The organism is Kitasatospora sp. CB01950 (genome assembly GCF_001905465.1).
Classification (GTDB): Bacteria; Actinomycetota; Actinomycetes; order Streptomycetales; family Streptomycetaceae; genus Kitasatospora.
On sequence record NZ_LISX01000004.1, the window covers coordinates 59,666 to 85,506 of the forward strand.

Sequence of the window (25,841 nt, forward strand, 5' to 3'; positions counted from 1 at the left end):
CTGCCTGTTCCCCTCGCTCAGCGCAGCTTCGGATCGAGGGCGTCGCGCACCGCGTCGCCCATCATGATGAAGGCCAGCACGGTGATGGAGAGCGCCGCGGCCGGGAAGAACAGGACGAAGGGCGCCTGCCGGATCACCTTCTGCGCGGAGGAGATGTCCACGCCCCAGGAGATGGTCGGGTCCTGGAGGCCGATGCCGAGGAAGCTCAGCGTGGCCTCCGCCGTGATGTAGCCGCCGAGCGCGATGGTGGCGACCACGATCACCGGCGCGATCGCGTTCGGCAGGATGTGCCGGAACATCAGCCGCCCGGTACCGGCGCCCAGCGCCCGCCCGGCCACCACGTAGTCCGACTGCTTGACGGTGATCACCGAGCCGCGCATCACGCGGGCCAGCTGGGTCCAGCCGAGGAAGGCCAGCGCGATCACCACCGACCACACGTTGCGGGTGGCGAACGCGTTCAGCAGCACCAGCGCGCCGAGCAGCAGCGGGATGCCGAAGAAGATGTCGGTGATCCGGGAGATCACCGCGTCCATCCACCCGCCGAAGTACCCGGCGGACATCCCGGCCAGCCCGCCCAGCAGGGTCACCGCCAGGGTGACGCAGATGCCGACGGTGATCGAGGCCCGCGCCCCGTAGATCACCCGGGCGTAGATCGACCGGCCCTGCCCGTCGTAGCCGAACCAGCCGGCCCCGAAGAAGTCGCTCCAGTCCGGCCGCCGCAGGTAGTTGTTGGTCAGGTCGGACGCCCGCGGGTCGGTGCTGGTGAACAGGCTCGGGAAGATCGCGATCAGGATCAGCAGCACGATCAGCACCGCCGAGATGATGAAGATCGGCCGCCGCCGCAGGTCGCGCCAGGCATCGCCCCACAGGCTGCGTGCCTGCTCCCGCTTGCCCGGGTCCGGTTCGATCAGCGTCTCCTGCTCCACGGCCAGGCCCTGCTGGCCGACGTAGTCCAGGTGGTCGCTGTCGGTGGGCGCGATGTTCCGCAGCGGGTCGTGGTCGTCGGGGATGGACTCGTTCCGGTCAGGCATAGCGGATCCTCGGGTCCAGGACGGCGTACAGCAGGTCGACGACCAGGCTGGCGACCAGGTACACGATCACCAGCACGGTGACGATGCCGACCACCGTCGGGCCTTCCTTCTGGTTGATCGCCCGGTAGAGCACGTTGCCGACGCCGGCGATGTTGAAGATGCCCTCGGTGACGATCGCGCCGCCCATCAGCGCGCCCAGGTCGGTGCCCAGGAAGGTCACCACCGGGATCAGCGAGTTGCGCAGCAGGTGCCGCCCGATGACGGTCCGCCGCGGCAGGCCCTTGGCGACCGCGGTGCGCATGTAGTCGGCCCGCAGGTTCTCGCCGATCGAGGTCCTGGTCAGCCGGGCCACGTACGCCAGCGACAGCGACGCCAGCACCAGGCCGGGCAGGATCAACTGGGTGATGTCCCGGGAGTCCTGGACCGTCGCCGTCACCCAGCCCAGGTTGATCGCGAACACCGTCTGCGCGATGTAGCCGAGCACGAACACCGGGATCGAGATCACGATCAGGGTGATCAGCAGCACCAGGGTGTCCGCGATGCTGCCGCGCTTCAGGCCGGCGATCAGGCCCAGCGGCAGGCCGATCACGATCTCGAAGAAGAACGCGACCAGCGCGAGCCGGATGGTGACCGGGAAGGCGTCCTTCATGATCTCGGAGACCGGGCGGCCGGTGAAGCTGGTGCCGAAGTCCAGGTGGAGGATGTTGTTCATGTAGTGCAGGTACTGCTTCCACAGCGGCTGATCGAGGTAGTACTGGTGCTTCAGGTTGGCCACGGTCGCCGGGTCGGCCGCCTTGTCGCCGAACATCGCGGCGATCGGGTCGCCCGGCAGGCTGTACACCATCAGGAAGATCAGCAGTGTGGCCCCGAAGAACACCGGGATCATCTGGAGCACGCGCCGCAGGATGTAATGGCCCATGGAGGCCTCCCTCCGAGAGGTGACTGACCTGGTAGCGGGGCCCCGCCCCCCGGGTGCGGAGGGCGGGGCCCTGGTCGGACCGGGTCAGCTCTTGACCTCGACCTGGGTCCAGGCCGGGTTGCCGAAGGAATCGAACGCCACGTTCTGCACCTTGGTGGAGTAGCCGGAGTTCGTCCGGTAGTACCAGAGCGGGATGGCCGGCATGTCGTTCGCCAGCTGTTCCTCGGCCTTCTGGTAGCCGGTCGCGGTGTCCTGGATCGAGGCGGCCTGGTCGGCCTCGGAGGCGAGCTTGTCGAACTCCGGGCTGGAGTAGCCGGTGTCGTTGGACGCCGCGCCGGTGCGGTACACGTCCGCCAGGAAGTTCGCGTTCAGCGGGTAGTCCTGCACCCAGCCGGTGCGGAACATGCCGTTGATCTGGTGCCCGGTGATCGCCGCCCGGGCGGTCTTGAAGTCGGTCTTCGGGTCACCCGCGCAGTTCACCCCGGTCGCCTGCCGGATCGAGTTGCAGACCGCGTCCACCCACTCCTTGTGGCCGCCGTCCGCGTTGTAGGTGATCTTCAAGGAGTTCCCGGGGACGCCGCCGCCCTCCTGGATCAGCTGCTTCGCCTTGTCCACGTTGTAGGTGCAGAAGTCTCCGCAGGTGCCGGCCTTGTAGCCCTCCACACCCTCGGCGACCCACGCGCTCGCGGGCGCCCGCGAACCTTGCAGCACCGTCTTGGTGATGGTGTTCCGGTCGATCGCCATCGACAGCCCCTGCCGGACCTTGGCCTTGTCCGCCCCCTGCCAGTCCGGCTGGTACAGCGTGAACCCGACGTTCTGGATCGCGCCCTGCGGCGCGTCGATCGCCCGGTCCCCCAGGTCGTTCTTGTAGTTCGCCAGCGCCGACGGCGGCACCTGGTCCATCACGTCCAGGTTGTTCGACTGCAGGTCCGCGTAGGCCGCCTCGGCGGTGGTGTACATCTTGAACACCACGCCGCCGTTCTTCGGCTTGTCCACACCCTGGTAGTTGGCGAACGTCTTGGTGACCACCTGCGAGTTGTGGTCCCAACTCACGAACTGGTACGGCCCGTTGCCCACCGGCTTCTGCCCGTAGCCCGCCGGGTCCTTGTAGAACCCCTCCGGAAGCGGCGAGAAGGCCACGTACCCCAGCTTGTACGGGAAGTACGAGACCTTGTTGTTCAGCTTGATCGTGAAGTGCGTGTCGTCCTGGACGGTCAGCCCCGACATGGTGTCCGTGGTCGGGTTCCCGCTCGACGGGTGGACGTCCGAGTAGCCCTGGATGTCCGCGAACCACGAGCTGTTGATCTGGTTGTTCTTGGTGTTCGCCGCCCAGTTCCACGCGTCCACGAAGCTCTTCGCCGTCACCGCCGTCCCGTCGTGGAACGTCCACCCCGACTTCAGCGTCACGTTGTAGGTCTGCGCGTCACTGCTGTCGATCTTGTCCGCGGCCTGCATCCGGAGCTTCCCGTTCGACGGGTCGTAGTCCGCCAGCCCCTTGAACAGGTTCTGCACGATGCGCCCGCCGCCGGTCTCGTTGGCGTTGGCCGGCTGCAACGGGTTCTGCGGCTCGCTGCTCTGGTACGTGAACGTCTTGCTCGCATCCGACGGACCGCTGCCGGAGCCACCACCGCCTCCGCAACCCGTGGCCATCAGGGCCACGGACGTCGCACTGACAACGGCCCAGCGCACACGAGTGCATGCAGGCATGGAGCCTCCTCCTCAAGGGGTGTATGAGACGCATCTCACCCCATGAGAAGTGCCGCGAAGCGCCGACGCGACCAGAGTGCAGCCGGACGGGTGCGAAAACTGTGCGGGCACGAAGACAGGGGCGCGGGGAACTGCGCGAGCAACCGAGAACCCATCAGCCAGGTCGCGATCAAGTGCAAGTAATTGCCCTCGTCGCGACCCAGCGGTTGGATGCCTTCCGCTTCGCGCAGTTCCCCGCGCCCCTGGCCGTTCGCGCGCTACGCGGCAGCGACCTCTCGCTCTGCGGCGAAGTGACAGGCCGAATCGTGCCGCGCGTCACCCGTGAGCAGCGTCGGCGCAGCCAGCAACGGCACCTCGGTCGCGCAGCGCTCCTCCGCCTTCCAGCAGCGGGTGCGGAAGCGGCAACCGGACGGCGGGTTGGCCGGCGAGGGGATGTCGCCGGAGAGGATGATCCGCTCGCGGCCCTCGCGGCCGGTCGGGTCGGGCACCGGCACCGCCGACAGGAGCGCCTGCGTGTACGGGTGGGTGGCGTGCTCGTAGATCTCGGCGTCCGTGCCGATCTCCACCATCCGTCCCAGGTACATCACGCCGACCCGGTCGGAGATGTGCCGGACGATCGACAGGTCGTGCGCGATGAACATGTACGACAGCTCGAACTCGCCCTGGAGCTGCTCCAGCAGGTTGATCACCTGCGCCTGCACGGAGACGTCCAGCGCTGAGACCGGCTCGTCGCAGATGATGATCTCCGGCTTCAGCGCGAGACCCCGCGCGATGCCGATCCGCTGCCGCTGGCCGCCGGAGAACTGGTGCGGGTACCGGTTGATGTACTCCGGGTTCAGGCCCACCACGTCCAGCAGGTCCTGAACGGCCTTGCGCCGGTCGCCCTTCGGGGCCACCTCGGGGTGGATCTCGAACGGCTCCCCGATGATGTCGCCGACCGTCATCCGCGGGTTCAGCGAGGTGTACGGGTCCTGGAACACCATCTGGATGTTCCGGCGCACGGCCTTGAGCGCGGCGCCGGACAGTCGCGAGATGTCCTCGCCCTTGTAGAGGACCTGCCCGGCGGTCGCCCGCTCCAGGTTCATCAGGACCTTGGCCAGCGTCGACTTGCCGCAGCCGGACTCGCCGACGATGCCGAGGGTCTCGCCCTTGGCGAGGGTGAAGGAGACGCCGTCGACGGCCTTGACCGCGCCGACCTGCTTCTTGAAGAGGACGCCCTGGGTGAGCGGGTAGTGCTTGACCAGGTCGCGGACCTCCAGGATGGGCTCAGCCATGGAGGGTCTCCTTCCAGAGGTGGCAGGCGCTCTTGCGGCCGGCGAGCTCGGCCCCGTCCCGGTCGGTGACCTGGTGCAGGGCGGGGATCTCGGTGCGGCACAGGTCCGTGGCGACGTCGCAGCGCGGGTTGAACGCGCAGCCGGCCGGGACCTTGTAGAGGTTGGGCGGCAGGCCCTTGATCGCGTAGAGCTCCTCGCCCTTCTGGTCCAGTCGCGGAATCGACCGGAGCAGGCCCTTGGTGTAGGGGTGGGCGGGGCGGGCGTAGAGGTCGTGCACGGGCGCGGTCTCGACGATCCGGCCGGCGTACATGACGGCGATCTTGTCCGCGACGTCGGCGACCACGCCGAGGTCGTGGGTGATCAGGATCAGACCCATGTGGTACTCGGCCTGGAGCTCCGCCAGCAGGTCCATCACCTGCGCCTGGACGGTCACGTCCAGCGCCGTGGTCGGCTCGTCCGCGATGATCAGGTCCGGCTCCAGGGCCAGCGCCATCGCGATCATGATGCGCTGCCGCATGCCGCCGGAGAACTGGTGCGGGTAGTCGTTGACGCGCTGCGCGGCGGCGGGGATACGGACCCGGTCCATCAGCTCGATGGCCTTGGCCTTGGCCTCCTTGCGGGAGGCGCCCTCGTGCACGCGGAACATCTCGCCGAGCTGGTAGCCGACGGAGAGCACCGGGTTGAGCGAGGACAGCGCGTCCTGGAAGATCATCGCGATCTTGCGGCCGCGGATCTTCCGGCGCTCCTCGTTGGACATCTTCAGCATGTCCTGGCCGCGGAACAGGATCTCGCCGGCGGTGACCCGGCCGGGCGGCATGTCGAGGATGCCCATGATGGTCTGCGCGGTGACGGACTTGCCGGAGCCGGACTCGCCGAGGACGGCGAGGGTCTCGCCGGCCGCGACCGAGTAGTTGACGCCGTTGACGGCCTTGGCGACGCCGTCACGGGTCTTGAACTCGACGTGCAGGTCGCGGACTTCGAGCAGCGGGGTGCCGGGGACCAGGCGGTCCTGACCGGCGGTGGTCTTCTCGGGTGCGGTGGTCATGGTGCGGGCCGCCTCTCTCAGCGCAGCTTCGGGTCGAGGGCGTCGCGGACCGCGTCGCCGAGCATGATGAACGCCAGCACGGTGACGCTGAGCATGCCCGCCGGGAAGAACAGGGCGAACGGCGCGGTGCGGATGACCTTCTGGGCCGAGTTGATGTCGATGCCCCAGGAGATGGTCGGGTCCTGGAGGCCGATGCCGAGGAAGCTCAGCGTGGCCTCGGTGGCGATGTAGCCGCCGAGCGCGATGGTGGCGACCACGATCACCGGGGCGATCGCGTTCGGCAGGATGTGCTTGAACATGATCCGGCCGGTGCCGGCGCCGAGCGCCCGGGCCGCGGTCACGAAGTCGGACTGCTTGACGGTGATCACCGAGCCGCGCATCACGCGGGTCATCTGGGTCCAGCCGAGGGCGACCAGGGCGAAGACCACCGACCAGACGGTGCGGGTGGTGAAGGCGTTCAGCACGACCAGCGCGCCGAGCAGCAGCGGGATGCCGAAGAACATGTCGGTGACCCGGGAGATCACCGTGTCGACCCAGCCGCCGTAGTAGCCGGCGGCCATGCCGGCCAGGCCGCCGAGGACGGTGACACCCGCGGTGACGCAGATGCCGACCACCACGGAGGCGCGGGCGCCGTAGATCATCCGCGCGTAGATCGAGCGGCCCTGGCCGTCGTAGCCGAACCAGTCGGCCTGGAAGAAGTGCAGGTAGTTCGGCTTGGTCAGGTAGTGGTGCTGGAGGTCGCCGGCCCGCGGGTCCACCGAGGTGAACAGGCTGGGGGCGATCGCGAACGCGACCAGCAGCACGATCAGCGCCGCCGAGATGATGAAGACCGGACGCTTGCGCAGGTCGTGCCAGGCGTCCAGGCCGAGGCTGCGGGGCTTCTCCGGCTTCGGCTCGGCGGAGCCGGCGGCACCCTGCGCCGGGACGTTCTTCTCGATCAGGTCAGGCATACCGGATCCTCGGGTCCAGGACCGCGTAGAGCAGGTCGACGATCAGGCTGGCGGCCAGGTACACCAGCACCAGCACGACGACGAAACCGGAGACGGTCGCGCCCTCGTTGAGGTTGATGGCGTGGTACAGCGCGTTGCCGACGCCCTTGACGTTGAAGATGCCCTCGGTGACGATCGCGCCGCCCATCAGGGCGCCGAGGTCGGTGCCCAGGAAGGTCACCACCGGGATCATCGAGTTGCGCAGCAGGTGGGTCCCGATGACCTTGCGGCGGGGCAGGCCCTTGGCGATCGCGGTGCGCATGTAGTCCGACTTGATGTTCTCCGCGATGGAGGTGCGGGTCAGTCGGGCGACGTAGGCGAGGGAGATCGAGCCGAGCACGATGGCGGGCAGCATCAGCTGGCCGAGGTTCATCGAGTCCTGAACGGTCGGGGTGATCCACTTGAGCTGGATCGCGAAGACGTTCTGGAAGATGAAGCCGAGCACCGGCACCGGGATGGAGATCAGCAGCAGGGTGAAGACCAGCGCGGTCTTGTCGAAGGCCTTGCCGCGGCGAAGGCCGGAGAACAGGCCGATCGTCACGCCGACAACCACTTCGAAGACGAAGGCCAGCAGGGCGAGCCTGATGGTGACCGGCAGGGCCTCACCGATCACGTCGATGACCTTGCGGCCGGCCATGGTCTCGCCGAAGTTCCCGGTGAGCAGGTTCCCCATGTAGTCGAGGTACTGCTGCCCGGTCGAGACGTCGAGTCCCATCCGGTGCTTGAACGCCGCGAGCTGGGCCGGGTCGGCGGCCTTGTCGCCCCACATCGCCGCGGCCGGGTCTCCGGGCAGCATGCGGGTCATGAAGAAAATGATGGTCACGGTGCCCAGGAACACCGGGATCATCTGGAGCAGTCGCCTTGCGACAAAGCGCCCCATCGTGCCTCCAATTTACTGCTCTGACGGACCGTCATCCCGATCAGAGTTCTTGGCGTGACAACGGCCGGTGCCGGTCCGCCCGGTGGGGCGGGGTACGGGCACCGGCCGTGTCGGTTCGAGCCGTGCGGTGCCGGCTCGGTTACTTCTGCTTGACCTCGACCTGGGTGAAGACCGGGTCGCCGAACGAGTCGTACTTCACGTTCTGGACGTTCTTCGAGTAACCGGCGGTGGTCTTGTAGTACCAGAGCGGGATGGCCGGCATGTCCTTGGCCAGCTGCTCCTCGGCCTGCTGGTACAGCTCGGCGGTCTTCTCCACCGTGGTGGCCTTGTCCGCCTCGGCCGCCAGCTTGTCGAACTCCGGGCTGGAGTAGCCGGCGTCGTTGGCCGCGGCACCGGTGCCGTACACGTCGCGCAGGAAGTTGGCGTTCAGCGGGTAGTCCTGCACCCAGCCGGTCCGCATCAGGCCGTCGACCTTCTTGTTCTTGACCAGGTCGCGGGCCGACTTGAAGTCCGGCTTCGGGTCGCCGACGCACTCCACGCCGGTGGCCTGACGGATGGAGTTGCAGACCGCGTCCACCCACTCCTTGTGGCCGCCGTCCGCGTTGTACAGAACGGTGATCTTGTTGCCGGGGACGCCGCCGCCCTCGGCGATCAGCTGCTTGGCCTTGGCCGGGTCGTAGGTGCAGGCCTCGCCGCAGGTGTTGTCCTTGTAGCCCATGGCGCCCGGGGCGACCCAGGAGTTGGCGGCCTGGCGGGAGCCGTTGAGCACCGTCTTGGTGATGGTGTCGCGGTCGATCGCCATCGACAGGCCCTGGCGGACCTTGGCCTTGTCCTGGCCCTTCCAGGAGTCCTGGTAGAGCGAGAACGAGATGTTCTGGATGGCGCCCTGCGGCTGGTCGACGGCGCGGTCGCCCAGGTCGCTCTTGTAGGAGGCCAGGTCGCTCGGGTCGACCTGGTCCAGCACGTCCAGGTTGTCGGAGACCAGGTCCTTGTAGGCGGCCTCGGACTGCGAGTAGTTCTTGAAGACGATGCCGGAGTTCTTCGGCTTGTCGACGCCCTCGTACTTGTCGTACGCGGCGACGGTGATCGCCTTGTTGTGCTCCCACGAGACGAACTTGTAGGGGCCGTTGCCGATCGGCGACTGGCCGTACTTCGCCGGGTCGGTGAAGAACACCTTCGGCAGCGGCGAGAAGGCGGTGTAGCCGAGCTTGTACTCGAAGTACGAAACCGGGCCGGTCAGCGCGATGGTGAAGTGCGTGTCGTCGACGACCTTCAGACCGGACATGGTGTCGGCGGTCGGGGCGCCGGACGCCGGGTGGACCGCGTCGTAGCCCTGGATGTCGGAGAACCAGTCGGAGTTGATCTGGTTGTTCTTGGTGTTGGCGGACCAGTTCCAAGCGTCCACGAAGGACTGGGCGGTCACCGGGGTGCCGTCGTGGAAGGTCCAACCGGACTTCAGGGTGACGGTGTAGTTCTGCGCGTCGGTGGTCTCGATCTTGTCGGCGACCTGGTTGCGCAGCTTGCCGGTCGCGGGGTCGTAGTCCACCAGACCCTTGAACAGGTTCTTCAGGACACGGCCGCCGCCGACCTCCATCGCATTGGCGGGCTGGAGCGGGTTCTGCGGCTCGGAGCTCTGGTAGCTGAACGTGCCCTGGGCATTGACCGGACCGTCCGAAGCGCCGTTCGACGAGCTGCTGCCGCAAGCGGTAGCGGCGAGGGCGACCGCGACGGCTGCGACAACCCACTTGGCCTGGCTGGCACCGCGCATGGGTGTGCCTCCTGAAATCGTGTTGCAGATCGCTCGCGGCCTGGCGCGCACCCCTGCGCAGGAGCCTCGACCCGAGCTCGACTGCACCCACTATCGGTCACTCTTGGATACGGAATTGACCAATACGGATTTCAATTTGGTCACATGAACGGTGCGTGAATCTCAAAAATCGGACATTACAGACATAGCCAGACAGGGGCGAAACGGACAGTTGTCACGGATGACGATCGGTGACGTCCGATTAACGAACACCCTCCCTCCGGCCGCTCGTGACGGATCGTCACCAAAAAGCCGACCGGCCGGCGTCCCGAAGGACACCGGCCGGTCGGCCGAAACGGGCGGGCGTCAGCCCTTCTTGGCGCGCGACGCGGTGCGGCCGCGCTCCTTGGCGTCCAGGACGACCTTGCGGATGCGCACGGTCTCCGGGGTCACCTCGATGCACTCGTCCTCGCGGCAGAACTCCAGCGACTGCTCCAGCGAGAGCTTGCGCGGCGGAACGATCGACTCGGCCACGTCAGCGTTCGAGGAACGCATGTTGGTGAGCTTCTTCTCCTTGGTGATGTTCACGTCCATGTCGTCGGCGCGCGAGTTCTCGCCGACGATCATGCCCTCGTACACCTCGGTGCCGGGGTCGGTGAACAGCACGCCGCGCTCCTGCAGGTTGGTCATCGCGAAGGCGGTGACCACGCCGGAGCGGTCGGCGACCAGCGAACCGTTGTTACGGGTCGTCAGCTGGCCGAACCACGGCTCGTAGCCCTCGTGGATCGAGTGCGCGATGCCGGTGCCGCGGGTGTTGGTGAGGAACTCCGTCCGGAATCCGATCAGGCCGCGGGACGGCACCACGAACTCCATCCGGACCCAGCCCGAACCGTGGTTGGACATGTTGTCCATCCGGCCCTTGCGGATGCCCATCAGCTGCGTGACGGCGCCCATGTGCTCCTCGGGGACGTCCACCGTGAGGCGCTCGACCGGCTCGTGGGTCTTGCCGTTGACCTCGCGGGTGACGACCTGCGGCTTGCCGACGGTCAGCTCGAAGCCTTCCCGGCGCATGGTCTCGATCAGGATGGCCAGCGCCAGCTCACCGCGGCCCTGCACCTCCCAGGCGTCGGGACGCTCGGTCTCCAGCACGCGCAGCGAGACGTTACCGATCAGCTCGCGGTCCAGGCGGTCCTTGACCTGGCGGGCCGTCACCTTGCGGTCGACCTTGCCGGTGGACTTGGCGTCCGCGCCCTTGCCGGAGCCGCCCTTGCCGACCAGCGGCGAGGTGTTGGTGCCGATGGTCATCGAGATCGCCGGCTCGTCGACGGTGATCAGCGGCAGCGCGATCGGGTTCTCGGGGTCGGCGAGGGTCTCGCCGATCATGATCTCGCCGATGCCGGCGACGGCGCAGATGTCACCGGGGCCGGCCACCTCGGCGGGCTTGCGGGTGAGCGCCTCGGTCATCAGCAGCTCGGAGATGCGGACGCTCTGGATCGAGCCGTCGCGCTTGATCCAGGCCACCGTCTGGCCCTTGCGCAGCTCGCCCTGCTCGACACGGAGCAGCGCGATGCGGCCGAGGAAGTTGTCGGCGTCCAGGTTGGTGACGTGGGCCTGCAGCGGGGCGCCCTCGTCGAAGGTCGGGGCCGGGACGTGCTCCAGGATGGTGGAGAAGAACGGCTCCAGGTTCTCGGAGTCGGCCGGCACGGTGCCGTTCTCCGGCTTGGTCAGCGAGGCGACGCCGTCACGGGCGCAGGCGAAGACGATCGGGAACTCGATCTGGTCCTCGTCCGCGTCCAGGTCCAGGAACAGGTCGTAGGTCTCGTTGATGACCTCGTCGATCCGGGCGTCCGGACGGTCGGTCTTGTTGATGCACAGGATGACGGGCAGGCGGGCGGAGAGCGCCTTGCGCAGCACGAAGCGGGTCTGCGGCAGCGGGCCCTCGGAGGCGTCGACCAGCAGGACGACCGCGTCCACCATCGACAGACCGCGCTCGACCTCGCCACCGAAGTCGGCGTGGCCCGGGGTGTCGATGATGTTGATGGTGATCGGCGCGCCACCGGCCTTGGGGTGGTACTTGACCGCCGTGTTCTTCGCGAGAATGGTGATGCCCTTCTCGCGCTCCAGGTCGTTCGAGTCCATCATGCGGTCGTCGAGGTGCTGGTGGGCCGCGAAGGCACCCGCCTGCTTGAGCATGGCGTCGACCAGAGTGGTCTTGCCGTGGTCGACGTGGGCGACGATGGCTACGTTGCGGATGTCGTTGCGCGTGGGCATGCGGCGCTGATTCTCCCGGAATCGTGGGTCACGGTGCCCGGCCCGCGTCAGCATTCACCGGTCCACCCACCGGGCACGGCACATGCCTCGGCTTCTCCCCATCGTACGGGGAAGGCCGCAATGGAGCAGAAACGGGCAGCCTGTGGAGGTTTGGATCACAGGCGCGCGGGACTGCTCCCGGTACGAACGGTTGCCCCTGCGGCTACAGCGAAAGCTCGAACCAGACGATCTTGCCCTTGGGGGTGCGGCGGCTGCCCCAGCGTTCGGCCAGCAGGGAGACGAGCTGCAGGCCGCGGCCGCCCTCGTCGGTCTCCTGGGCGCGGCGCTGGCGGGGCTGGGCGTAGGCGTCGTCCCAGACCTCGCAGACCATGGTCCGGTCGCGCAGCAGGCGCAGCCGGATCTCGCCGCGGCCGTGCCGCAGGGCGTTGGTGACGAGTTCGCTGACCAGCAGTTCGGAGGTGTCGACGAGTTCGTCGAGGCCGCGTTCCAGCAGCCAGCCGCAGGCGGCCTCGCGGGCCCGGGCGACCGAGGTCGGCTCGGGCGGCAGCCGCCAGTCGCCGACCGAACCGCTGGGCAGGGCCTGGACCTTGGCCATCAGCAGGGCGATGTCGTCCTCGCCGTGGTGCGGGTTGAGCTCGTCCAGGACCTGGTCGCAGAGCTCCTCCAGGCGGTCGGAGCCGTTGGTGAGGGCGGTGCGGAAGGACTTGAGGCCCTCGTCGAGCTGGTGCTTGCGGGACTCGACCAGGCCGTCGGTGTACAGGCCGAGGACGGCGCCCTCGGGCAGGTCGACGGTGACTTCCTCGAAGGGTTCGCCGCCGACGCCGAGCGGCAGGCCGGGCGGCACGTCGAGCATCCGGGCGTGCCGCCCGGGTTCGAGCAGCACCGGCGGGAGGTGGCCGGCGTTGGCGAAGGTGCAGCGCTGCTTGACGGCGTCGTACACGGCGTACACGCAGGTGGCGAGGTAGACCTCGGCGCCGGAGCGGTCCGGTTCGGCGTCGTCGTTGCCGAGGCCGCGGGCGATCTCGTCGAGGGCGGTGAGCACCTCTTCGGGGTCGAGGTCGAGCATCGCGAGGGTGCGGACGGCGGTGCGCAGCTGGCCCATCGCGACGGCGGCGCGCAGGCCGCGGCCCATCACGTCGCCGATCACCAGGGCGGTGCGGCTGCCGGGCAGCGGGATGACGTCGAACCAGTCGCCGCCGACCTCGGTGTTGTTGTTGCTGGGCAGGTAGCGGCGGGCGATCTCCAGGCCGGACGCGGCCGGGTTGCCCGGGGGCAGCAGGCTCCGCTGCAGGATCAGGGCGCGTTCGTGCTCGCGGCGGTACAGGCGGGCGTTGTCGACGCAGACGGCGGCGCGGGCGACGAGTTCCTCGGCGATCGCGACCTCGCGGGCGTCGAACGGCTCGCTGCCGATCGCCCGGGACAGCTGCACCAGGCCGAGCACCTGGTCGCGGGCGACCAGCGGCACCACCAGGGTGGAGCGCAGCAGCGGGTCGGGTCCGGGCTGCGGGACGACGCTGCGGCCGGTGCGCAGGGCGCGGGCGTGCGGGGAGCGCGGCGGGTAGCAGAGCGTGCCGCCGGCCTCGGCGGTCCGCACGCCGCCGCGTTCGGCGCCGAGCACCGACGGGGCGTTGCCGACCACGCTGGAGACCGCGACGCGGCGCAGTTCGCCGTTCTCGGGGTTGGCGATGAGCGAGGTGTCGCCGGTGAGCAGCGCGGTGTACAGGTCGACGGTGGCGACGTCGCAGAACTGCGGGACGATCACGTCGAGCAGTTCCTTGGCGGTGGTCTCCAGGTCGAGGGTGGAGCCGATGTGGGTGGAGGCCTCGTTGAGCAGGGCGAGGCTGCGGCGGACCCCGGCGGCCTCGCGTTCGGCGAGGTGCCGGCTGGTGACGTCCTGGACCTGTCCGGCGACGCCGATCGGGCGGCCGCCGGCGGCGGTGAGGCGGTACAGCGAGACCGCCCAGGTGCGCTCGTCGTCGCGGCCGCCCGGGCGGCCGGGGCGGGCGGGGGCGGACATCCGCAGGTCGAGGACGGGCTCCTGGCCGGTGAGGACCTTGCGCAGGGCGAGCAGCAGCCGGTCCGCGTCGGAGGGCCGGAACACGTCGCCGGGGGCGAGGCCCTGCAGGGCGGCGGGGCTGCGGCCGACGCCGGTGGCGAACGCGGCGTTGACGCGCTGCAGCTTCAGGTCGGTGTCGAACAGGAAGAACCCGGTGGGGGTCTGCCGGATGACGGCCTCGGAGGCGGCCAGGTCGGTCTCGATGGCGCGCAGCCGGCCGAGGTCGACGGCCAGGCAGGTCGCGGAGCCGTCGGCGCTGTCGGGCATCGCGTAGACCTCGGCGAGGCTCTCCGCGCCGGACTGGTCCCGGTAGGGGGCGGTGCCCACCCACTCCTCGCCGGACAGGATGCGTTCCAGCCGGGCCCGGCCGCGCTGCCAGAGTTCGCGCGGGACGAACGCGGTGATCGGGTCGGCGCCGACGGCCTCGGCGGCGGGCACGCCGAAGAACTTGGCGGCCCGGTCGCTCCACTGCGCGATCCGCCCGTCGGGGCCGATGGCGAAGGTGGCGACCCGGATGTAGTCGTAGATGGTGCCGGCGGAGCCCTGTTCCCGGCTGTCCGGGAGGGTGGCAGGCACCGTGGGGGCACCCGGTTGCTCCGGCAGCGCGGCACGGCCGTTGCTGCCGTGCGTCGTGTTCCGTGCCGGGAAGCTGTTCAACGGACCGACCCCTCCAACCCGCGCGCCCATCCGGTGTCGAGACGACCGAGTATTCCGATGTCCGAGTATTCATCATTCGGGCGTGGGCGCACACGCCCTTCAACGTCACAACATCGACTCGGGTGGTTGAACGTCCGAGTCTGCCAGCTCGAACCAGACGACCTTGCCCAGCCCCTCGGCCCGCGTTCCCCAGCGCAGGGCGAGCCGGCGGACCAGTTCGAGACCGCGTCCGCCTTCGTCGCCGGCGCTCGCGTGCCGCTCCCGGGGCGGGTCGGGCAGCGGGTCGGAGATCTCCACCAGCAGCAGGTCGCCGAGCGTGAGGCGGACTCCGATCGGGGCGCTGGCGTACCGGACGGCGTTCGTGACGAGTTCGCTGACCAGCAGTTCGGCGGTGTCGGTGAGGCTTTCGGCGCCCCAGTCGGCGAGGGTGTGGCGGACCAGGCGGCGGGCCCGGGAGACCGCGGTCGGTTCGGCGGGCAACGTCCAGCCGGCGGTGGGGGCGTCGTCGCGTTCCTGGCCGAGCCGGGCCAGCAGCAGGGCCACGTCGTCGGGTTCGCGGCCCTGTTCCATGGTGTCGAGGACGGCCTCGCACGCCTGCTGGATCGAGGCGTACGGCTGTTCGAGCACGCTGATCAACCTCCCCAGTCCCACGTCCAGATCCTTGTCCCGGGACTCCACCAGCCCGTCCGTGCACAGGGCGAGCAGGCTGCCGTCCGGGATCTCCATCTCGATGGACTCGAACGGCACCCCGCCGACGCCGAGCGGCGCGCCGGAGGGCAGGTCGAGCACCTGGCCGGCCCCGCCGGGCAGCGGGCCGCCGGAGCGGGCCGGCCGGGCGTCGGCGCCGGGCACCACCAGGACCGGCGGGATGTGACCGGCCTTGGTGGCGGTCAGGATGCGCCGCGCGGGGTCGAACACCGCGTAGACGCAGGTGGCGAGCAGGGCCTCGTCGGGGCCCTGGGCGAGGTCGTCGGCGAGTTCGTGGACGTGCCGCAGGACCACCTCGGGCGCGAGGTCGAGGGCGGCCAGCACCCGGACGGCGGTGCGCAGCCGGCCCATGGTGGCGGCGGCCCGCAGGCCGTGGCCCATCACGTCGCCGACCACCAGCGCGGTGCGGTCGCCGGGCAGCGGGATCACGTCGAACCAGTCGCCGCCGACCTCGGTGCCGCTGGAGCCCGGCACGTACCGGTAGCCGACCTCGATGCCGGCGGGCTGCGGCACCTGCTGGGGCAGCAGGGTGCGCTGCAGGGTGAGCGCGGCCGTCCGCTCGCGGGCGTACAGGCGGGCGTTGTCGAGCGAGCTGCCGGCCCGGTCGGCGAGTTCGACGGTGAAGGCGAGGTCGTCCCGGTCGAAGCCCTCGCGGTAGCCGGCCCGGCTGACCACCATCAGGCCGATCACGATGCCGCGGGCCCGCAGCGGCACCACCAACCGGGAGTGGATGCCGAGTTCGCGGGCGGCCTCGACCTTGGGGTCGTCGGGGAAGGACATCGCGTCGAGTTCGGCGCCGGTGAGCAGTTCGGGGACGCCGCGACGCAGCACCCGGCCGAACGCCGACTCGTCCTCGAAGGTGATCCGGGCGCCGTGCCGGAGCATGGTCTCCACCGCCGGGCCGTCCTGGACGGCGGCGACGCCGAGCTGCAGCAGCGAGGTGCGCCGGTCGTGGCCGTGCCGGGGCAGGTCGTCGCCGTGCGCGACGGCCTGCAGCAGGATCACCGCCGCGTAGTCGGCCAGCCGCGGGACGACCGCGCCGGCCAGCTCCTGGGCGATCATCGAGGCGTCCAGCAGGTCGCCGACCCGGGAGCCGAACTCGTTGAGCAGCGACAGCCGGCGGCGGGCGCCCTCGACCTTGGCCACCGCCCGGTAGCGCTCGGTGACGTCCATCGCGGTGCCGGAGATGCCGAGCACCCGGCCGGCCCGGTCGGTCATCCGGCTGAACGAGATCGAGCGGTAGCCGGCCCGGCCGCCCGGCGAGGCCAGCGTGACGTCGATGACGGGCTCGCCGGTGGCCAGCACCTGGCGCTGCAGGGCGGTGACCTCGTCGGCGGAGCGCTCCGGCAGGGTCTCGCCGGTGGTGCGGCCGATGTGCGCCTCGGCGGGCAGGCCGTTCATCTCGGCGAGGGTGCGGTTGACGGCGGTGTAGCGCAGGTCGGTGTCCAGCACGGCGATGCCCAGCGGGGACTGTTCGAACAGGGCGTCGCGGACGGCGAGGTCGCGTTCGACGGCGCGCAGTGCGGCGGCCTCGGTGAGCGCGGCCTGCACGTAGGGGGCGCCGTCGCCGTCGACCAGCAGCGACATCCGGACCTCCACCTCGACCGGTACGCCGTCGCGGTCGCTGATGCCGGTGAAGCCGTGCCAGGAGCCGCGGCGCAGCGTCTCCTGCAGGGCGGCCCGGGCGCGCTGCTGGTCGTCCGGCTCGGCGAGCAGCTCTTCGAGCGCCCGGCCGACCAGGACCTCGCTGGGCCAGCCGAGCATCTCCTCGGCGGTCGGGCTCCACAGCACCACCCGGCCCGCGGTGTCCAGGATGACGATCGCCACCCGGACCACGTCGAGCAGGCTGCCGCCCTCGGTGCGGCGGCTGGGGTGGAGGGTGGTCGGCGCGGCGTCGGCGCGGGCGCCCGAGTGCCGGCCGGGCCCGCCGGGGAACGCCCGGACGGGGCGGCCGCGGGTGCCTCGGGCGCTCGGGGTGTTCGGGTCGGGCGGTTCGGGGCCGGCGGACGGCCCGGCGGTGGGCGGCGGCGGTTCGTGGCTGCCGGGGCGGCGGCGCAGGCGGGCGCGGGCGGCCGCGCCGCCGGACCGGCCGCCGGCCGCGGGCGGCGCGGAGCCACCGGGCCGCCGTGGCCCACGCGGGGGCAGGCCGGACGCCTCGTCTTCTTCCCCGCCCCCACCCGGCTTCGCCACCTGCGGGGCCTCCGGCCGTCGCTGGAACGCGCCGCCGACGGGCCGACGGGGCACGGGCCGTCGCCACGCCTCGCGCCGAGCGCTCACTGATCGTGACGAATGCAGCCGAACACTGCCATACCCAGGGAAACGCGCAGCTATCCCGGCATACGGGTCGTCTGTCCGATTGGCGTACAGAACGGGCATTTCCCTGGATCTTCGGGCCTCCGAGGGTGTAACGGGGGCCCCTGGCCTCAGTGCAGCAGGCCGTCGCGGTGCAGGTCGTCGAAGAGCAGCTGGTCGACCGGGGGGACGCGGTCGCGGTCGGCGTAGCCGAACCACTCGACGTCCTCGATCTCGCTGCTGGCGGCGAGGGTGCCGGTGTAGTCGGCCAGGTAGCAGGCCATCCGGACGGTGGGGCCGCCCGGGTGGGCGTCGGCGTCGTAGGTGGCGACGTGGGCGACGGTCTCCGGGCGGATGGCGACGGTGAGCTCCTCGGCGATCTCGCGGGTGAGGGTCTGCAGGTCGGTCTCGTCGCCCTCGCGCTTGCCGCCGGGGATGTAGAAGACGTCCTTGCCGCGGGGGCGCGCGCAGAGGATCCGGCCGCCCTCCAGTCGGACCCACGCCACCGTGTCGATCAGCTCTGCCATTGCCGCCCTTGCCATCGTGCCGTTCGTGCCGCTCGTCGGCTCCCGACCCTATGTCAGGGGCCGGGCGGCCCGGCGGCCGTGGCGAGGTGCTGGTTCTTCAGGTCGGCGCGGTCGGTGACCTCGGGGCCGAACCAGGACGGCGGGGTGAAGGCGGCGGCCTCCTGCGGGTCGGCGAACTCGACCTCGACGGTGCGCAGGCCGGCCAGTCGGCCGTGGAAGGTGTCGACCACGGCCTCGTGCCGGCCGAGCTGCACCACCCGGCGGGTCTTGGCGATCCGGGCGTGCTCGGTGGCGGGCCACAGCGCCTCGAACTGCTCGGCGGCGAGCGGGGTCTCCCACTCGCCGCGGACCAGGCCGGTGCCGCGCTTGACGGTCAGCGAGCATGCGCCGCCCTGGTCGCGCACCCGGGCCTCGGCGCCCTCCGGGCCGATCACCAGGTAGCCCTGCCGGACCTCGAACTCGCGGCCGGCGGGGACGGTTTCGCCGTCCGGAACCAGGAACTTGCGCTCGATCTCCACAGCCAACGGGTCCTCCTCGTGTCCGGTGGGGACCACGCTACGGCGCGACGGGCGCCGCTACTCGGACCGCGCGGGCTCTTCCGCCGCCCCGGGCTCTTCCGCCGCCCCGGGCTCCTCCGCCGTCTCGGGCTCTTCGGGCTCTTCGGGCTCTTCGGGCTCGACCCAGTAGAGCTGCTTGTGACCGCGGGCCTCGAACTCGGCGGCCAGGGCCTCGGCGGCGGGGCGGGTGAGGCCTCGGGCGAGCAGGAAGCGGTTGCCGTTGTCGTCCTGTCGCATGACGCGGTGGGCGGCGGGCGTGCGGTCCGGATGTCCCATGGCGCCACACGGTAGCGGTCCGGCCCGATGGGGGGCAGGCCGGACCGGGCCGCCGGGCGGCGAGGCGACCGGCGACAGGGCCAACTAGCTTACGCTCACCAGGAGTTCGCCGTGCAGTACGGCGAACCAGGCGTCCGGGTGGGCGGCCCAGCGGGGCCAGCCGGCGGCGATCCGGGCCAGCTCGGCGGGGGTGGCGAGGCCCTCGGCCAGCGCGGTGGCGGCGGTGTTGGAGCGCAGGGTGCGCTCGGCCCAGCTCTCCGACCACCAGGCGCGCTCGTCCTCGGTGGCGTACGTCCAGGTGCTGGAGGACGGCCGGGCCTCGGTCAGTCCGGCGGCGTGCGCCCAGGACAGCAGGCGGCGGCCGGCGTCGGGTTCACCGCCGCAGGCCCGGGCGGTGCGCCGGTAGAGCGCCAGCCAGTCGTCCAGCTCGGGCAGTTGGGGGTGCCAGGCCATCGCGGCGTAGTCGGCGTCGCGGACCGCGATCACCCCGCCGGGGGCGGTCACCCGGCGCATCTCGCGCAGCGCGGCGACCGGGTCGGCGAGGTGTTGCAGCACCTGGTGGGCGTGCACCACGTCGAACGAGGCGTCGGCGTACGGGAGCCGGTACACGTCGGCGACCTCGAAGCTCAGCTGTTCCAGCCCACGTTCGGCGGCGAGCGCGGCGGCCTGGGCGAGCACCTCGGCGGACGGGTCGATGCCGATCGCCCGGCCGGTCGGTCCGAGCAGTTCGGCCAGGTCGGCGGTGATCGTTCCGGGCCCGCAGCCGACGTCCAACAGTCGGTGCCCAGGGCGGAGTTCGGGCAGCAGGTAGGCCGCGGAGTTGGCGGCGGTGCGGGTGCGGTGCGAGCGCAGGACGGCGGCGTGATGCCCATGGGTGTAGCCGGCCACGGCGGTTCCCCTCTCGTTCGAAGGCGGCCTGCCCAGGATAGGGAAATGTTCCACAGGTCGGACACTCTCGTCTTGCCATGTGGGACGCCGAGGAAATCTCCTCGCCCGCGGGGCCGGGCCGGGCGCAGAATCGCCGGTATGGGAAAGACCTACGAACGCATCGACGACCGGCTGCGCGCGTTCATCGACAGGCAGCCCGTGTTCTTCGTGGCCACCGCCCCGCTGTCCGGCGGCGGGCACGTCAACCTCTCCCCCAAGGGCCGCTCCGGCACCCTCGCCGTCCTCGACGAACTCACCGTCGCCTACCTGGACTTCGGCGGTTCGCACGCCGAGACCATCGCCCACCTGCGGGAGAACGGGCGGATCACCCTGATGTGGTGCGCCTTCGAGGGCCCGCCGACGGTGCTGCGGGTGCACGGGCGGGGCGAGCCGGTGTTCCGCGACGACCCGCGGTTCGCCGACCTGCTCGGCCACTTCGACCCGGCCGCGGACGGCGAGGCGCTGCGCGCGATCGTCCTGGTGCGGGCCGAGCGGGTCAGCGACTCCTGCGGGTACGCCGTCCCGTTCATGGACTACCGCTCCGACCGGGAGATCCACCGGCAGTACTTCGCCCGCAAGGGTGAGGAGAACTTCAGCGACTACTGCGAGAGCAAGGACTACGTCGCCGCCAGCATCGACGGCCTGCCCTCGGTGCCGCTCCCGCTGCCGCCGCGTCCCGTCGCCTGAGCCGGCTGCTCGTACGGTAGGGACGTCCGCCCTTCCCACTCCGAGGAGTCCGCCGATGACCACCGACCTGGCGTGGCTGCGCCGCGCGATCGAACTGTCCCGTCGCTGCCCGCCGTCGCGGACGGCGTTCTCGGTGGGCGCGGTGATCGTCGGCGCGGACGGCGAGGTGCTGGCCGAGGGCTTCAGCCGGGAGGTCGACGCGGTGAACCACGCCGAGGAGGCCGCGCTCGGCAAGCTCGCGCCCGGCGATCCGCGGCTGCGCGCCGCCACCGTCTACAGCACCCTGGAGCCGTGCGGGCAGCGGGCCTCCCGTCCGCACCCGTGCGCCGAGTTGATCGTCGCGGCCGGGGTGCCGCGGGTGGTGGTGGCGTGGCGGGAGCCGGCGCTGTTCGTCGCGGACTGCCAGGGCGCCGAGCTGCTCGCCGCGGCGGGCGTCGAGGTGGTGGAGCTGCCGGAGCTGGCCGCGGAGGCCCGGGCGGTGAACGCGCACCTGCTGGGGTGAGGGCCTCTCCGTCCCCTCCGTCGAGTTTTGTACACTTGCGGAACAAACAGTCGCCCGAGGCCCCCGAGGAGCCCCGATGCCCGTCCTCACCCCGCCGGTCCGGGCCGTCCTGCTCGACATGGACGGCACTCTGGTCAACTCCGACGCCGTGGTCGAACGCTGCTGGCGGCGCTGGGCCGAACGGAACGGCCTCGACGGCGACGAGGCGATGAAGACCGTTCACGGCCGGCAGGGCCACCTGACCATGGCGCTGCTGCTGCCCGACCGCCCGATGGAGCGGAACCTCGCCGAGAACCGGCAGATGCTCACCGAGGAGACCGCCGACACCGACGGCGTGGTCGAAGTCCCGGGCGCCCGACGGCTGATGGAGTCGCTGGCCGGGCTGCCGCACGCCCTGGTCACCTCCGCCGACGACCGCCTCGCCCGGGTCCGGATGGCCGCCGCCGGCGTCCCGCTGCCGCCGCTGATGATCACCGCCGACCTGGTCGGCGCCAGCAAGCCCGACCCCGAGGGCTTCCTGAAGGCCGCCGCCGAGCTGGGCATCGCGCCCGCCGAGTGCCTGGTCCTGGAGGACTCCGAGGCCGGCATCGCCGCCGCCCGCGCCGCCGGCATGCCGGTCCTCGGCGTCGGCCCGCGCGCGGCCGCGTTCTCCCCCGACCACCTGGTGGACGACCTCACCGGCGTCACCGTCACGGCCGACCCGACGGGCGGGCTGATCGTCCGCCTGCCCTGACCGGTTCCCGCCCCCGTCGGGACCGTCAGGCCTCCGAGAGGAGCGCGGCGGCGACCAGGGCCCGGTGCTCCGGGTGCGTGCTGAGCCAGCCGCCGAGCTGGTGGTCGGCTCCGGGCAGGGTGAGGCGGGTGTACGCGGCGCGGGTGCGCAGCGCGGCGTCCAGCGCGTCCGTCACCTCGGCCGGGATCACCTCGTCCGTCTCCGGCAGCACCAGCACCGCCCGGCCGTCGAACGCCGCGAAGGTCTCGAACGCGGAGCTGCTGCGCCAACTGCCCGGGGTGCGCAGCGTGGCGGTGAACTCCGGCGCGGCGAACGGGAGTTCCCGCACCTCGCGGGCGTACGCGGCCGGTGCACCGAGGGCCAGTGCCTGCACCCGCCCGCCGATGTCCGGATCGCCCAGCAGGTCCGCGACGGTCTGGCCGCTCATCGAGAACCCGGCCAGCAGCAGCGGCCCGTCCGGCGCGTACCGCGCCAGGACGGCGCGGGCCTGACGGGCGCGGCGGGCCAGCGAGAGCTGCCCGAGGTCGCCGGTGCTCTCGCCGTGCCCCGCGAAGTCGAACACCACCGAGCGGCAGCCGGCGGCCGCCAACTCCTCTGCCAGCGGCAGGCACCGGTGCTTGCCGCTGCTCCCCGCACCGTGCATCAGCAGCGCCGCACCCCGGCGGACCGGGGCCGCGGGCTCGACCACCGTGCACGCCAGCCGCTCGCCGTCCGCCTCCAGGGTGAACGTGCCGACCGCCGCCGTCACTCGGGCACCGCCAGGCAGAACGGGTGCCCGTCCGGGTCCAGCAGCGTCACCCAGTGGTCGCCGCCCGCCTGATGCTCCGGCTTCGTCGCGCCCGCCGCCAGCAGCTCCGCCACCGCCGGCCCCAACTCCGGTACTGTGAAGTCGAGATGGGCCCGCGCCCCGTCCGACGGCCACACCGGCGGCCGGAACCCCCCGACCCGCTGGAACCCGATCCGCACCGGACCGTCCCCGATGAACACGTAGGCCTCACTGCGGTACGTCACCTGCCAGCCCGTCAGCCGCCGGTAGAACGCCGCCAGCCGCTCCGGGTCCGGGCAGTCCAGCACCGTCGAGCTGAGCGCGCCGATGGGCCGGTGCCCCATTGTCTGCTGTTCCGTCACCGGGCCAGCGTGTCACGCGCCACCGACGGCGGCTTCCCGACACGGCAGGGTCGGCGGCGGCAGGCGTCGGAGCGGCGCGCCGGGGAGGGCGGCAACGGCCGACGGTGCCGAACCGGCAATCTGCTGCCGGGCCTTCCAGCACCGGCCCGCGCATCACCCACCCGAGACCACGGCCTCCCGGCGCGGCCAGTGCCAGGCGACAAGGGGCCGATGCCCAATGCCAATGGCACGGTGGCCAGACCGGACATCTCCGCTCTCGGCGCGGTAGGCACTGCGCAGCGAGCAGGCCGGCCAGGCCCGACGATGGCCGAGCCCGACGACCTGACGCCCCGCTGCCGCCGGCTCTACGGATCACTCGGAACCACAATCCCCTTGCGCGACCCGCGCCGTACGGCGGGCAGCGCCGCGGCCGGGAACAGACCGACGGCGGCCACGGCGGCGAGGGCCGGGAGGGCGGTGTGCGGGCCGACGCCGGAGGCGGTGGCGATGCCGAGGGTGGGGCCGATGTTCATCGCGGTCTGCTTCAGTCCGCCGACCGCGCCCGCGCAGCCCGGCGGGGCATCGCCGACCACGCTGCCGGTGGCCGTCACCATCACCACTGCGAATCCCGCGCCCAGCAGGGCGGAGGCCACCGCCGTCGCGACCGTTGCCGCTCCGCCGCCGCCCGGACCGGCCAGTGCTCCAACTCCCGTCACCAGCAGCAGTGTTCCGGCGAGCGCCGTGGCGCGCGGACCGTACCGGCGCAGCGCGCATTCGGCGGCGGGGGCGCCCAGCACCATCAGCGCGGTCAGCGGCAGCATCCGCAGCGCGGTGTCCAGCGGGCCGAGGCGCAGGGCGTCCTGGAGACGGAAGGTGGTGCTGAAGAGGGTGCCGAACAGTCCGGCGGAGGACGTCAGGAGCAGCGCCAGCGAACCGATCACCGGACGCGACCTGGCCACCGGTCGCGGCACCACCGGTTCGGCGGCGCGCCGCTCGTGGCCGATCAGGACCGCCAACAGGACGATGGACAGCGCGAGTTCGGCGAGTGTGCCGGTGGCGGCCCAACCCCGGCCGGGCACCTCGGCGAGCGCGTGCACCAGGACGGCGAGCGCCGCGGCGAGCAGCGCCGCTCCCGCCAGGTCGAGCCGCGAGCGTCCCCGTTCGACCTCGGGCAGGCGCAGGGCGAGCGTCAGGGCGGCGATCAGGACGGCGACCGGCACGTTGATCCAGAACACCGCCCGCCACCCGAACTGACCCACCAGCACGCCGCCCAGCAGTGGGCCCGCGCCGGCCGCGACGGCGATCGCGCCCGTCCGCACCGCGATCGCCCGGCCGAGCCGCTCCGGCGGGCAGCACAGCCGCAGCAGCGCGAGCGTCCCGGGCTGCAGCAGCGCGCCGAACGCGCCCTGGGCGACCCGCAGTCCGATCACCCAACCGACGGTGGGTGCGAGAGCGATTCCGGCCGAGGCCGCACCGAACCCGAGCACCCCCGCCAGCAACGTCCCCCGGTGCCCGTACCGGTCGCCGAGACGGCCGGACACCACCAGCAGGGCCGCGACGGCGACCAGGTAGCCGGTGCTGGTCCACTGCAACTGCGCTGCTCCTGCACCGAGTTCGCGCCGCATGCTGGGCTGGGCGATCAGCAGCACCGTGCCGTCCAGGGCCACCAGCATCGCGGCCGCGGCACTCACCGGCAGCGCGAGCCGGCTCACCGCGCGCCCAGGTGCGCCGTCAGGACCGCCTCCAGCAGCGCGTCCTCCCGCCCCGGCCCGAGCATCAACTCGACGCTCCCCCAGCCCTGCAGCTGCGCCAGCCCGTGCAGGTTCGCCCACAGCGCGGCCGCGACGACCGGTGCCCGCTCCCCGTCCCCGGTGCACTCCGCGACCAGCCCGACCATCCCCCCGAACAGCGGGCCCGTCGCCTCCCGCAGCCTCGGCTCCGCCGTCTCCGCCCCGTCGCTGCTCAACAAGTCATGACGGAACATCAACTCGAACATCCCGCGCCGCTCCGCCGCGAACGCCAGGTACTCCCGCGCCACCCCCTCCAGTCGCCCCCGCGGCCCCTCCGCCCGCACCCCCGCGAACCGCCGCCCCAGCTCCTCGAGCCCCCGCCGCGCCACCGCCGACAGCAACTCCCGATGCGTACCGAAATACCGCCGCGGCGCCCCGTGCGACACCCCCGCCCGCCGCGCGATCTCCCGCAACCCCACCGCCCCCGACCCCTCCGCCAGCACCAACTCCACCCCGGCATCCACCAGGCGCTCACGCAGGGACGTCCGCTCATCATCCATAGACAGTGTCTACCAACACCGAGTAGACACTGTCTACCCACTACCCTGAGGACATGACCTCACTGCCCGACTGGATGCGCCCGCCGCGCGCGGAGGGCTGGTTCGCGGAGGATCTCGACCGCCTCCCCGAGGCGCCTCGACACACCGAACTGATCGACGGAGCCCTCGTCTTCATGATGTCGCCGCAGCGCTGGTGGCACGGCCACCTCGTCACCATGCTCACCGTCGCGCTCATGGGCCAGTGCCCGCAGGGGTACAAGGTCGGCAGAGAGATGACCATCCGACTCGACTCCCGCAATCGGCCCGAACCGGATCTGCTGGTGACCGACGCCCCGATCGACCGCGACCGCACATGGCTCGCCCCCGAAGAGGTCGCGCTGGCCGTCGAAGTCGTCTCCCCCGAATCCGCCCACCGCGACCGCACGGTCAAGCTCCACAAGTACGCAGCGGCCGGAATCCCCCACTACTGGCGAATCGAGGACGAGGACGGTCGCCCCGTCGTCCACGTCTACGAACTCGACGCCCCGACCCGGAGTTACGTCCCGACCGGCATCTTCCGAGGCACGCTGCAGGTCCCGGTACCGTTCGAGATCGATCTCGACCTCGACCAACTCGTCTCCGGCCTCTGACCGGTACGACAAAGGGACCGGCCATCGGCC

At 71.2% G+C, this 25,841-nt stretch carries 23 protein-coding genes; 4 read left to right on the top strand and 19 right to left on the bottom strand.

Going from position 1 to position 25,841, the window contains the following annotated elements; genetic code table 11:
* Positions 1 to 17: 17 nt before the first annotated feature.
* The 15 genes from AMK19_RS12250 to AMK19_RS12320 form a co-directional block, all read right to left on the bottom strand.
* Positions 18 to 1,031, bottom strand: coding sequence for an ABC transporter permease (locus AMK19_RS12250; RefSeq protein WP_073811013.1), 1,014 nt, complete (start codon positions 1,029 to 1,031; stop codon positions 18 to 20).
* Positions 1,024 to 1,950, bottom strand: a complete 927-nt coding sequence (locus AMK19_RS12255) for an ABC transporter permease (RefSeq protein ID WP_073811015.1) — start codon at positions 1,948 to 1,950, stop codon at positions 1,024 to 1,026. Before AMK19_RS12255 ends, AMK19_RS12250 begins: the two co-directional genes overlap by 8 nt.
* Positions 1,951 to 2,034: 84 nt before the next feature.
* Positions 2,035 to 3,657 (bottom strand): peptide ABC transporter substrate-binding protein, encoded by a 1,623-nt coding sequence (locus AMK19_RS12260; RefSeq protein ID WP_073811017.1) that lies wholly within the window; start codon positions 3,655 to 3,657, stop codon positions 2,035 to 2,037.
* A gap of 257 nt (positions 3,658 to 3,914) precedes the next feature.
* On the bottom strand, positions 3,915 to 4,931 hold the full coding sequence (locus AMK19_RS12265; protein ID WP_073811018.1) for an ABC transporter ATP-binding protein: 1,017 nt from the start codon (positions 4,929 to 4,931) through the stop codon (positions 3,915 to 3,917).
* Positions 4,924 to 5,976 (bottom strand): ABC transporter ATP-binding protein, encoded by a 1,053-nt coding sequence (locus AMK19_RS12270; protein WP_073811020.1) that lies wholly within the window; start codon positions 5,974 to 5,976, stop codon positions 4,924 to 4,926. The genes AMK19_RS12265 and AMK19_RS12270 overlap by 8 nt, the downstream gene beginning before the upstream one ends.
* Positions 5,977 to 5,993: 17 nt before the next feature.
* On the bottom strand, positions 5,994 to 6,926 hold the full coding sequence (locus tag AMK19_RS12275; protein WP_073811021.1) for an ABC transporter permease: 933 nt from the start codon (positions 6,924 to 6,926) through the stop codon (positions 5,994 to 5,996).
* Positions 6,919 to 7,845, bottom strand: coding sequence for an ABC transporter permease (locus AMK19_RS12280; protein ID WP_073811022.1), 927 nt, complete (start codon positions 7,843 to 7,845; stop codon positions 6,919 to 6,921). The genes AMK19_RS12275 and AMK19_RS12280 overlap by 8 nt, the downstream gene beginning before the upstream one ends.
* Positions 7,846 to 7,984: 139 nt before the next feature.
* Positions 7,985 to 9,613 carry a peptide ABC transporter substrate-binding protein gene (locus AMK19_RS12285; protein WP_073811024.1) on the bottom strand — a complete coding sequence of 543 codons (1,629 nt, stop codon included), beginning with the start codon at positions 9,611 to 9,613 and terminating at the stop codon, positions 7,985 to 7,987.
* 345 nt (positions 9,614 to 9,958) lie between these two features.
* A complete protein-coding gene (gene typA / locus AMK19_RS12290; RefSeq protein WP_073811026.1) occupies positions 9,959 to 11,863 on the bottom strand; it encodes a translational GTPase TypA in 1,905 nt (634 codons plus the stop codon).
* 202 nt (positions 11,864 to 12,065) lie between these two features.
* Entirely contained in the window at positions 12,066 to 14,606 is a 2,541-nt protein-coding gene (locus tag AMK19_RS12295; protein WP_241844373.1) for a SpoIIE family protein phosphatase, read from the bottom strand.
* Between the two features lie 75 nt (positions 14,607 to 14,681).
* Positions 14,682 to 17,528 (bottom strand): SpoIIE family protein phosphatase, encoded by a 2,847-nt coding sequence (locus AMK19_RS12300; RefSeq protein ID WP_241844374.1) that lies wholly within the window; start codon positions 17,526 to 17,528, stop codon positions 14,682 to 14,684.
* Between the two features lie 179 nt (positions 17,529 to 17,707).
* Positions 17,708 to 18,103 (bottom strand): NUDIX hydrolase, encoded by a 396-nt coding sequence (locus AMK19_RS12305; RefSeq protein WP_073811029.1) that lies wholly within the window; start codon positions 18,101 to 18,103, stop codon positions 17,708 to 17,710.
* 53 nt (positions 18,104 to 18,156) lie between these two features.
* Positions 18,157 to 18,621, bottom strand: a complete 465-nt coding sequence (locus AMK19_RS12310) for a CYTH domain-containing protein (RefSeq protein ID WP_338015785.1) — start codon at positions 18,619 to 18,621, stop codon at positions 18,157 to 18,159.
* A gap of 57 nt (positions 18,622 to 18,678) precedes the next feature.
* Entirely contained in the window at positions 18,679 to 18,936 is a 258-nt protein-coding gene (locus AMK19_RS12315; protein ID WP_073811033.1) for a hypothetical protein, read from the bottom strand.
* An 84-nt stretch (positions 18,937 to 19,020) separates the two neighbouring features.
* Complete coding sequence (locus AMK19_RS12320; protein ID WP_073811035.1) at positions 19,021 to 19,824, bottom strand: methyltransferase domain-containing protein; 804 nt, start codon at positions 19,822 to 19,824, stop codon at positions 19,021 to 19,023.
* 138 nt (positions 19,825 to 19,962) lie between these two features.
* Here AMK19_RS12320 and AMK19_RS12325 point away from each other — a divergent pair, with 138 nt between their 5' ends.
* The 3 genes from AMK19_RS12325 (at position 19,963) to AMK19_RS12335 (ending at position 21,785) form a co-directional block, all read left to right on the top strand.
* Positions 19,963 to 20,550 (top strand): pyridoxamine 5'-phosphate oxidase family protein, encoded by a 588-nt coding sequence (locus tag AMK19_RS12325; RefSeq protein ID WP_073811036.1) that lies wholly within the window; start codon positions 19,963 to 19,965, stop codon positions 20,548 to 20,550.
* Between the two features lie 55 nt (positions 20,551 to 20,605).
* Entirely contained in the window at positions 20,606 to 21,052 is a 447-nt protein-coding gene (locus tag AMK19_RS12330) for a deaminase (protein ID WP_073811038.1), read from the top strand.
* 76 nt (positions 21,053 to 21,128) lie between these two features.
* Complete coding sequence (locus AMK19_RS12335) at positions 21,129 to 21,785, top strand: HAD-IA family hydrolase (RefSeq protein ID WP_073811039.1); 657 nt, start codon at positions 21,129 to 21,131, stop codon at positions 21,783 to 21,785.
* 25 nt (positions 21,786 to 21,810) lie between these two features.
* Here the strand turns inward: AMK19_RS12335 and AMK19_RS12340 are convergent, their stop codons facing one another.
* The 4 genes from AMK19_RS12340 to AMK19_RS12355 form a co-directional block, all read right to left on the bottom strand.
* On the bottom strand, positions 21,811 to 22,533 hold the full coding sequence (locus tag AMK19_RS12340) for an alpha/beta hydrolase (RefSeq protein ID WP_143200187.1): 723 nt from the start codon (positions 22,531 to 22,533) through the stop codon (positions 21,811 to 21,813).
* Positions 22,530 to 22,913: a VOC family protein gene (locus AMK19_RS12345; protein WP_241844375.1), complete on the bottom strand. Its 384-nt coding sequence runs from the start codon at positions 22,911 to 22,913 to the stop codon at positions 22,530 to 22,532. Before AMK19_RS12345 ends, AMK19_RS12340 begins: the two co-directional genes overlap by 4 nt.
* A gap of 344 nt (positions 22,914 to 23,257) precedes the next feature.
* Positions 23,258 to 24,604, bottom strand: coding sequence for an MFS transporter (locus AMK19_RS12350; protein WP_443135004.1), 1,347 nt, complete (start codon positions 24,602 to 24,604; stop codon positions 23,258 to 23,260).
* Positions 24,601 to 25,182, bottom strand: coding sequence for a TetR/AcrR family transcriptional regulator (locus AMK19_RS12355; protein ID WP_073811043.1), 582 nt, complete (start codon positions 25,180 to 25,182; stop codon positions 24,601 to 24,603). The genes AMK19_RS12350 and AMK19_RS12355 overlap by 4 nt, the downstream gene beginning before the upstream one ends.
* Before the next feature lie 53 nt (positions 25,183 to 25,235).
* Between AMK19_RS12355 and AMK19_RS12360 the strand changes: the two genes are divergently transcribed.
* The gene (locus AMK19_RS12360) at positions 25,236 to 25,811 is read left to right on the top strand and encodes a Uma2 family endonuclease (RefSeq protein ID WP_073811044.1); all 576 of its coding nucleotides are present in this window, start codon (positions 25,236 to 25,238) and stop codon (positions 25,809 to 25,811) included.
* Positions 25,812 to 25,841 lie beyond the last annotated feature (30 nt).

Excerpts from the sequence above, each read along its gene's own strand:
- AMK19_RS12255 (WP_073811015.1), bottom strand. The coding sequence starts at position 1,950 with ATGGGCCATTACATCCTGCGGCGCGTGCTCCAGATGATCCCGGTGTTC.
- typA (WP_073811026.1), bottom strand. The coding sequence starts at position 11,863 with ATGCCCACGCGCAACGACATCCGCAACGTAGCCATCGTCGCCCACGTC.
- AMK19_RS12270 (WP_073811020.1), bottom strand. The coding sequence starts at position 5,976 with ATGACCACCGCACCCGAGAAGACCACCGCCGGTCAGGACCGCCTGGTC.
- AMK19_RS12260 (WP_073811017.1), bottom strand. The coding sequence starts at position 3,657 with ATGCCTGCATGCACTCGTGTGCGCTGGGCCGTTGTCAGTGCGACGTCC.
- AMK19_RS12250 (WP_073811013.1), bottom strand. The coding sequence starts at position 1,031 with ATGCCTGACCGGAACGAGTCCATCCCCGACGACCACGACCCGCTGCGG.
- AMK19_RS12305 (WP_073811029.1), bottom strand. The coding sequence starts at position 18,103 with ATGGCAGAGCTGATCGACACGGTGGCGTGGGTCCGACTGGAGGGCGGC.
- AMK19_RS12325 (WP_073811036.1), top strand. The coding sequence starts at position 19,963 with ATGGGAAAGACCTACGAACGCATCGACGACCGGCTGCGCGCGTTCATC.
- AMK19_RS12285 (WP_073811024.1), bottom strand. The coding sequence starts at position 9,613 with ATGCGCGGTGCCAGCCAGGCCAAGTGGGTTGTCGCAGCCGTCGCGGTC.
- AMK19_RS12280 (WP_073811022.1), bottom strand. The coding sequence starts at position 7,845 with ATGGGGCGCTTTGTCGCAAGGCGACTGCTCCAGATGATCCCGGTGTTC.
- AMK19_RS12355 (WP_073811043.1), bottom strand. The coding sequence starts at position 25,182 with ATGGATGATGAGCGGACGTCCCTGCGTGAGCGCCTGGTGGATGCCGGG.
- AMK19_RS12315 (WP_073811033.1), bottom strand. The coding sequence starts at position 18,936 with ATGGGACATCCGGACCGCACGCCCGCCGCCCACCGCGTCATGCGACAG.
- AMK19_RS12335 (WP_073811039.1), top strand. The coding sequence starts at position 21,129 with ATGCCCGTCCTCACCCCGCCGGTCCGGGCCGTCCTGCTCGACATGGAC.
- AMK19_RS12295 (WP_241844373.1), bottom strand. The coding sequence starts at position 14,606 with ATGGGCGCGCGGGTTGGAGGGGTCGGTCCGTTGAACAGCTTCCCGGCA.
- AMK19_RS12330 (WP_073811038.1), top strand. The coding sequence starts at position 20,606 with ATGACCACCGACCTGGCGTGGCTGCGCCGCGCGATCGAACTGTCCCGT.
- AMK19_RS12265 (WP_073811018.1), bottom strand. The coding sequence starts at position 4,931 with ATGGCTGAGCCCATCCTGGAGGTCCGCGACCTGGTCAAGCACTACCCG.
- AMK19_RS12275 (WP_073811021.1), bottom strand. The coding sequence starts at position 6,926 with ATGCCTGACCTGATCGAGAAGAACGTCCCGGCGCAGGGTGCCGCCGGC.
- AMK19_RS12360 (WP_073811044.1), top strand. The coding sequence starts at position 25,236 with ATGACCTCACTGCCCGACTGGATGCGCCCGCCGCGCGCGGAGGGCTGG.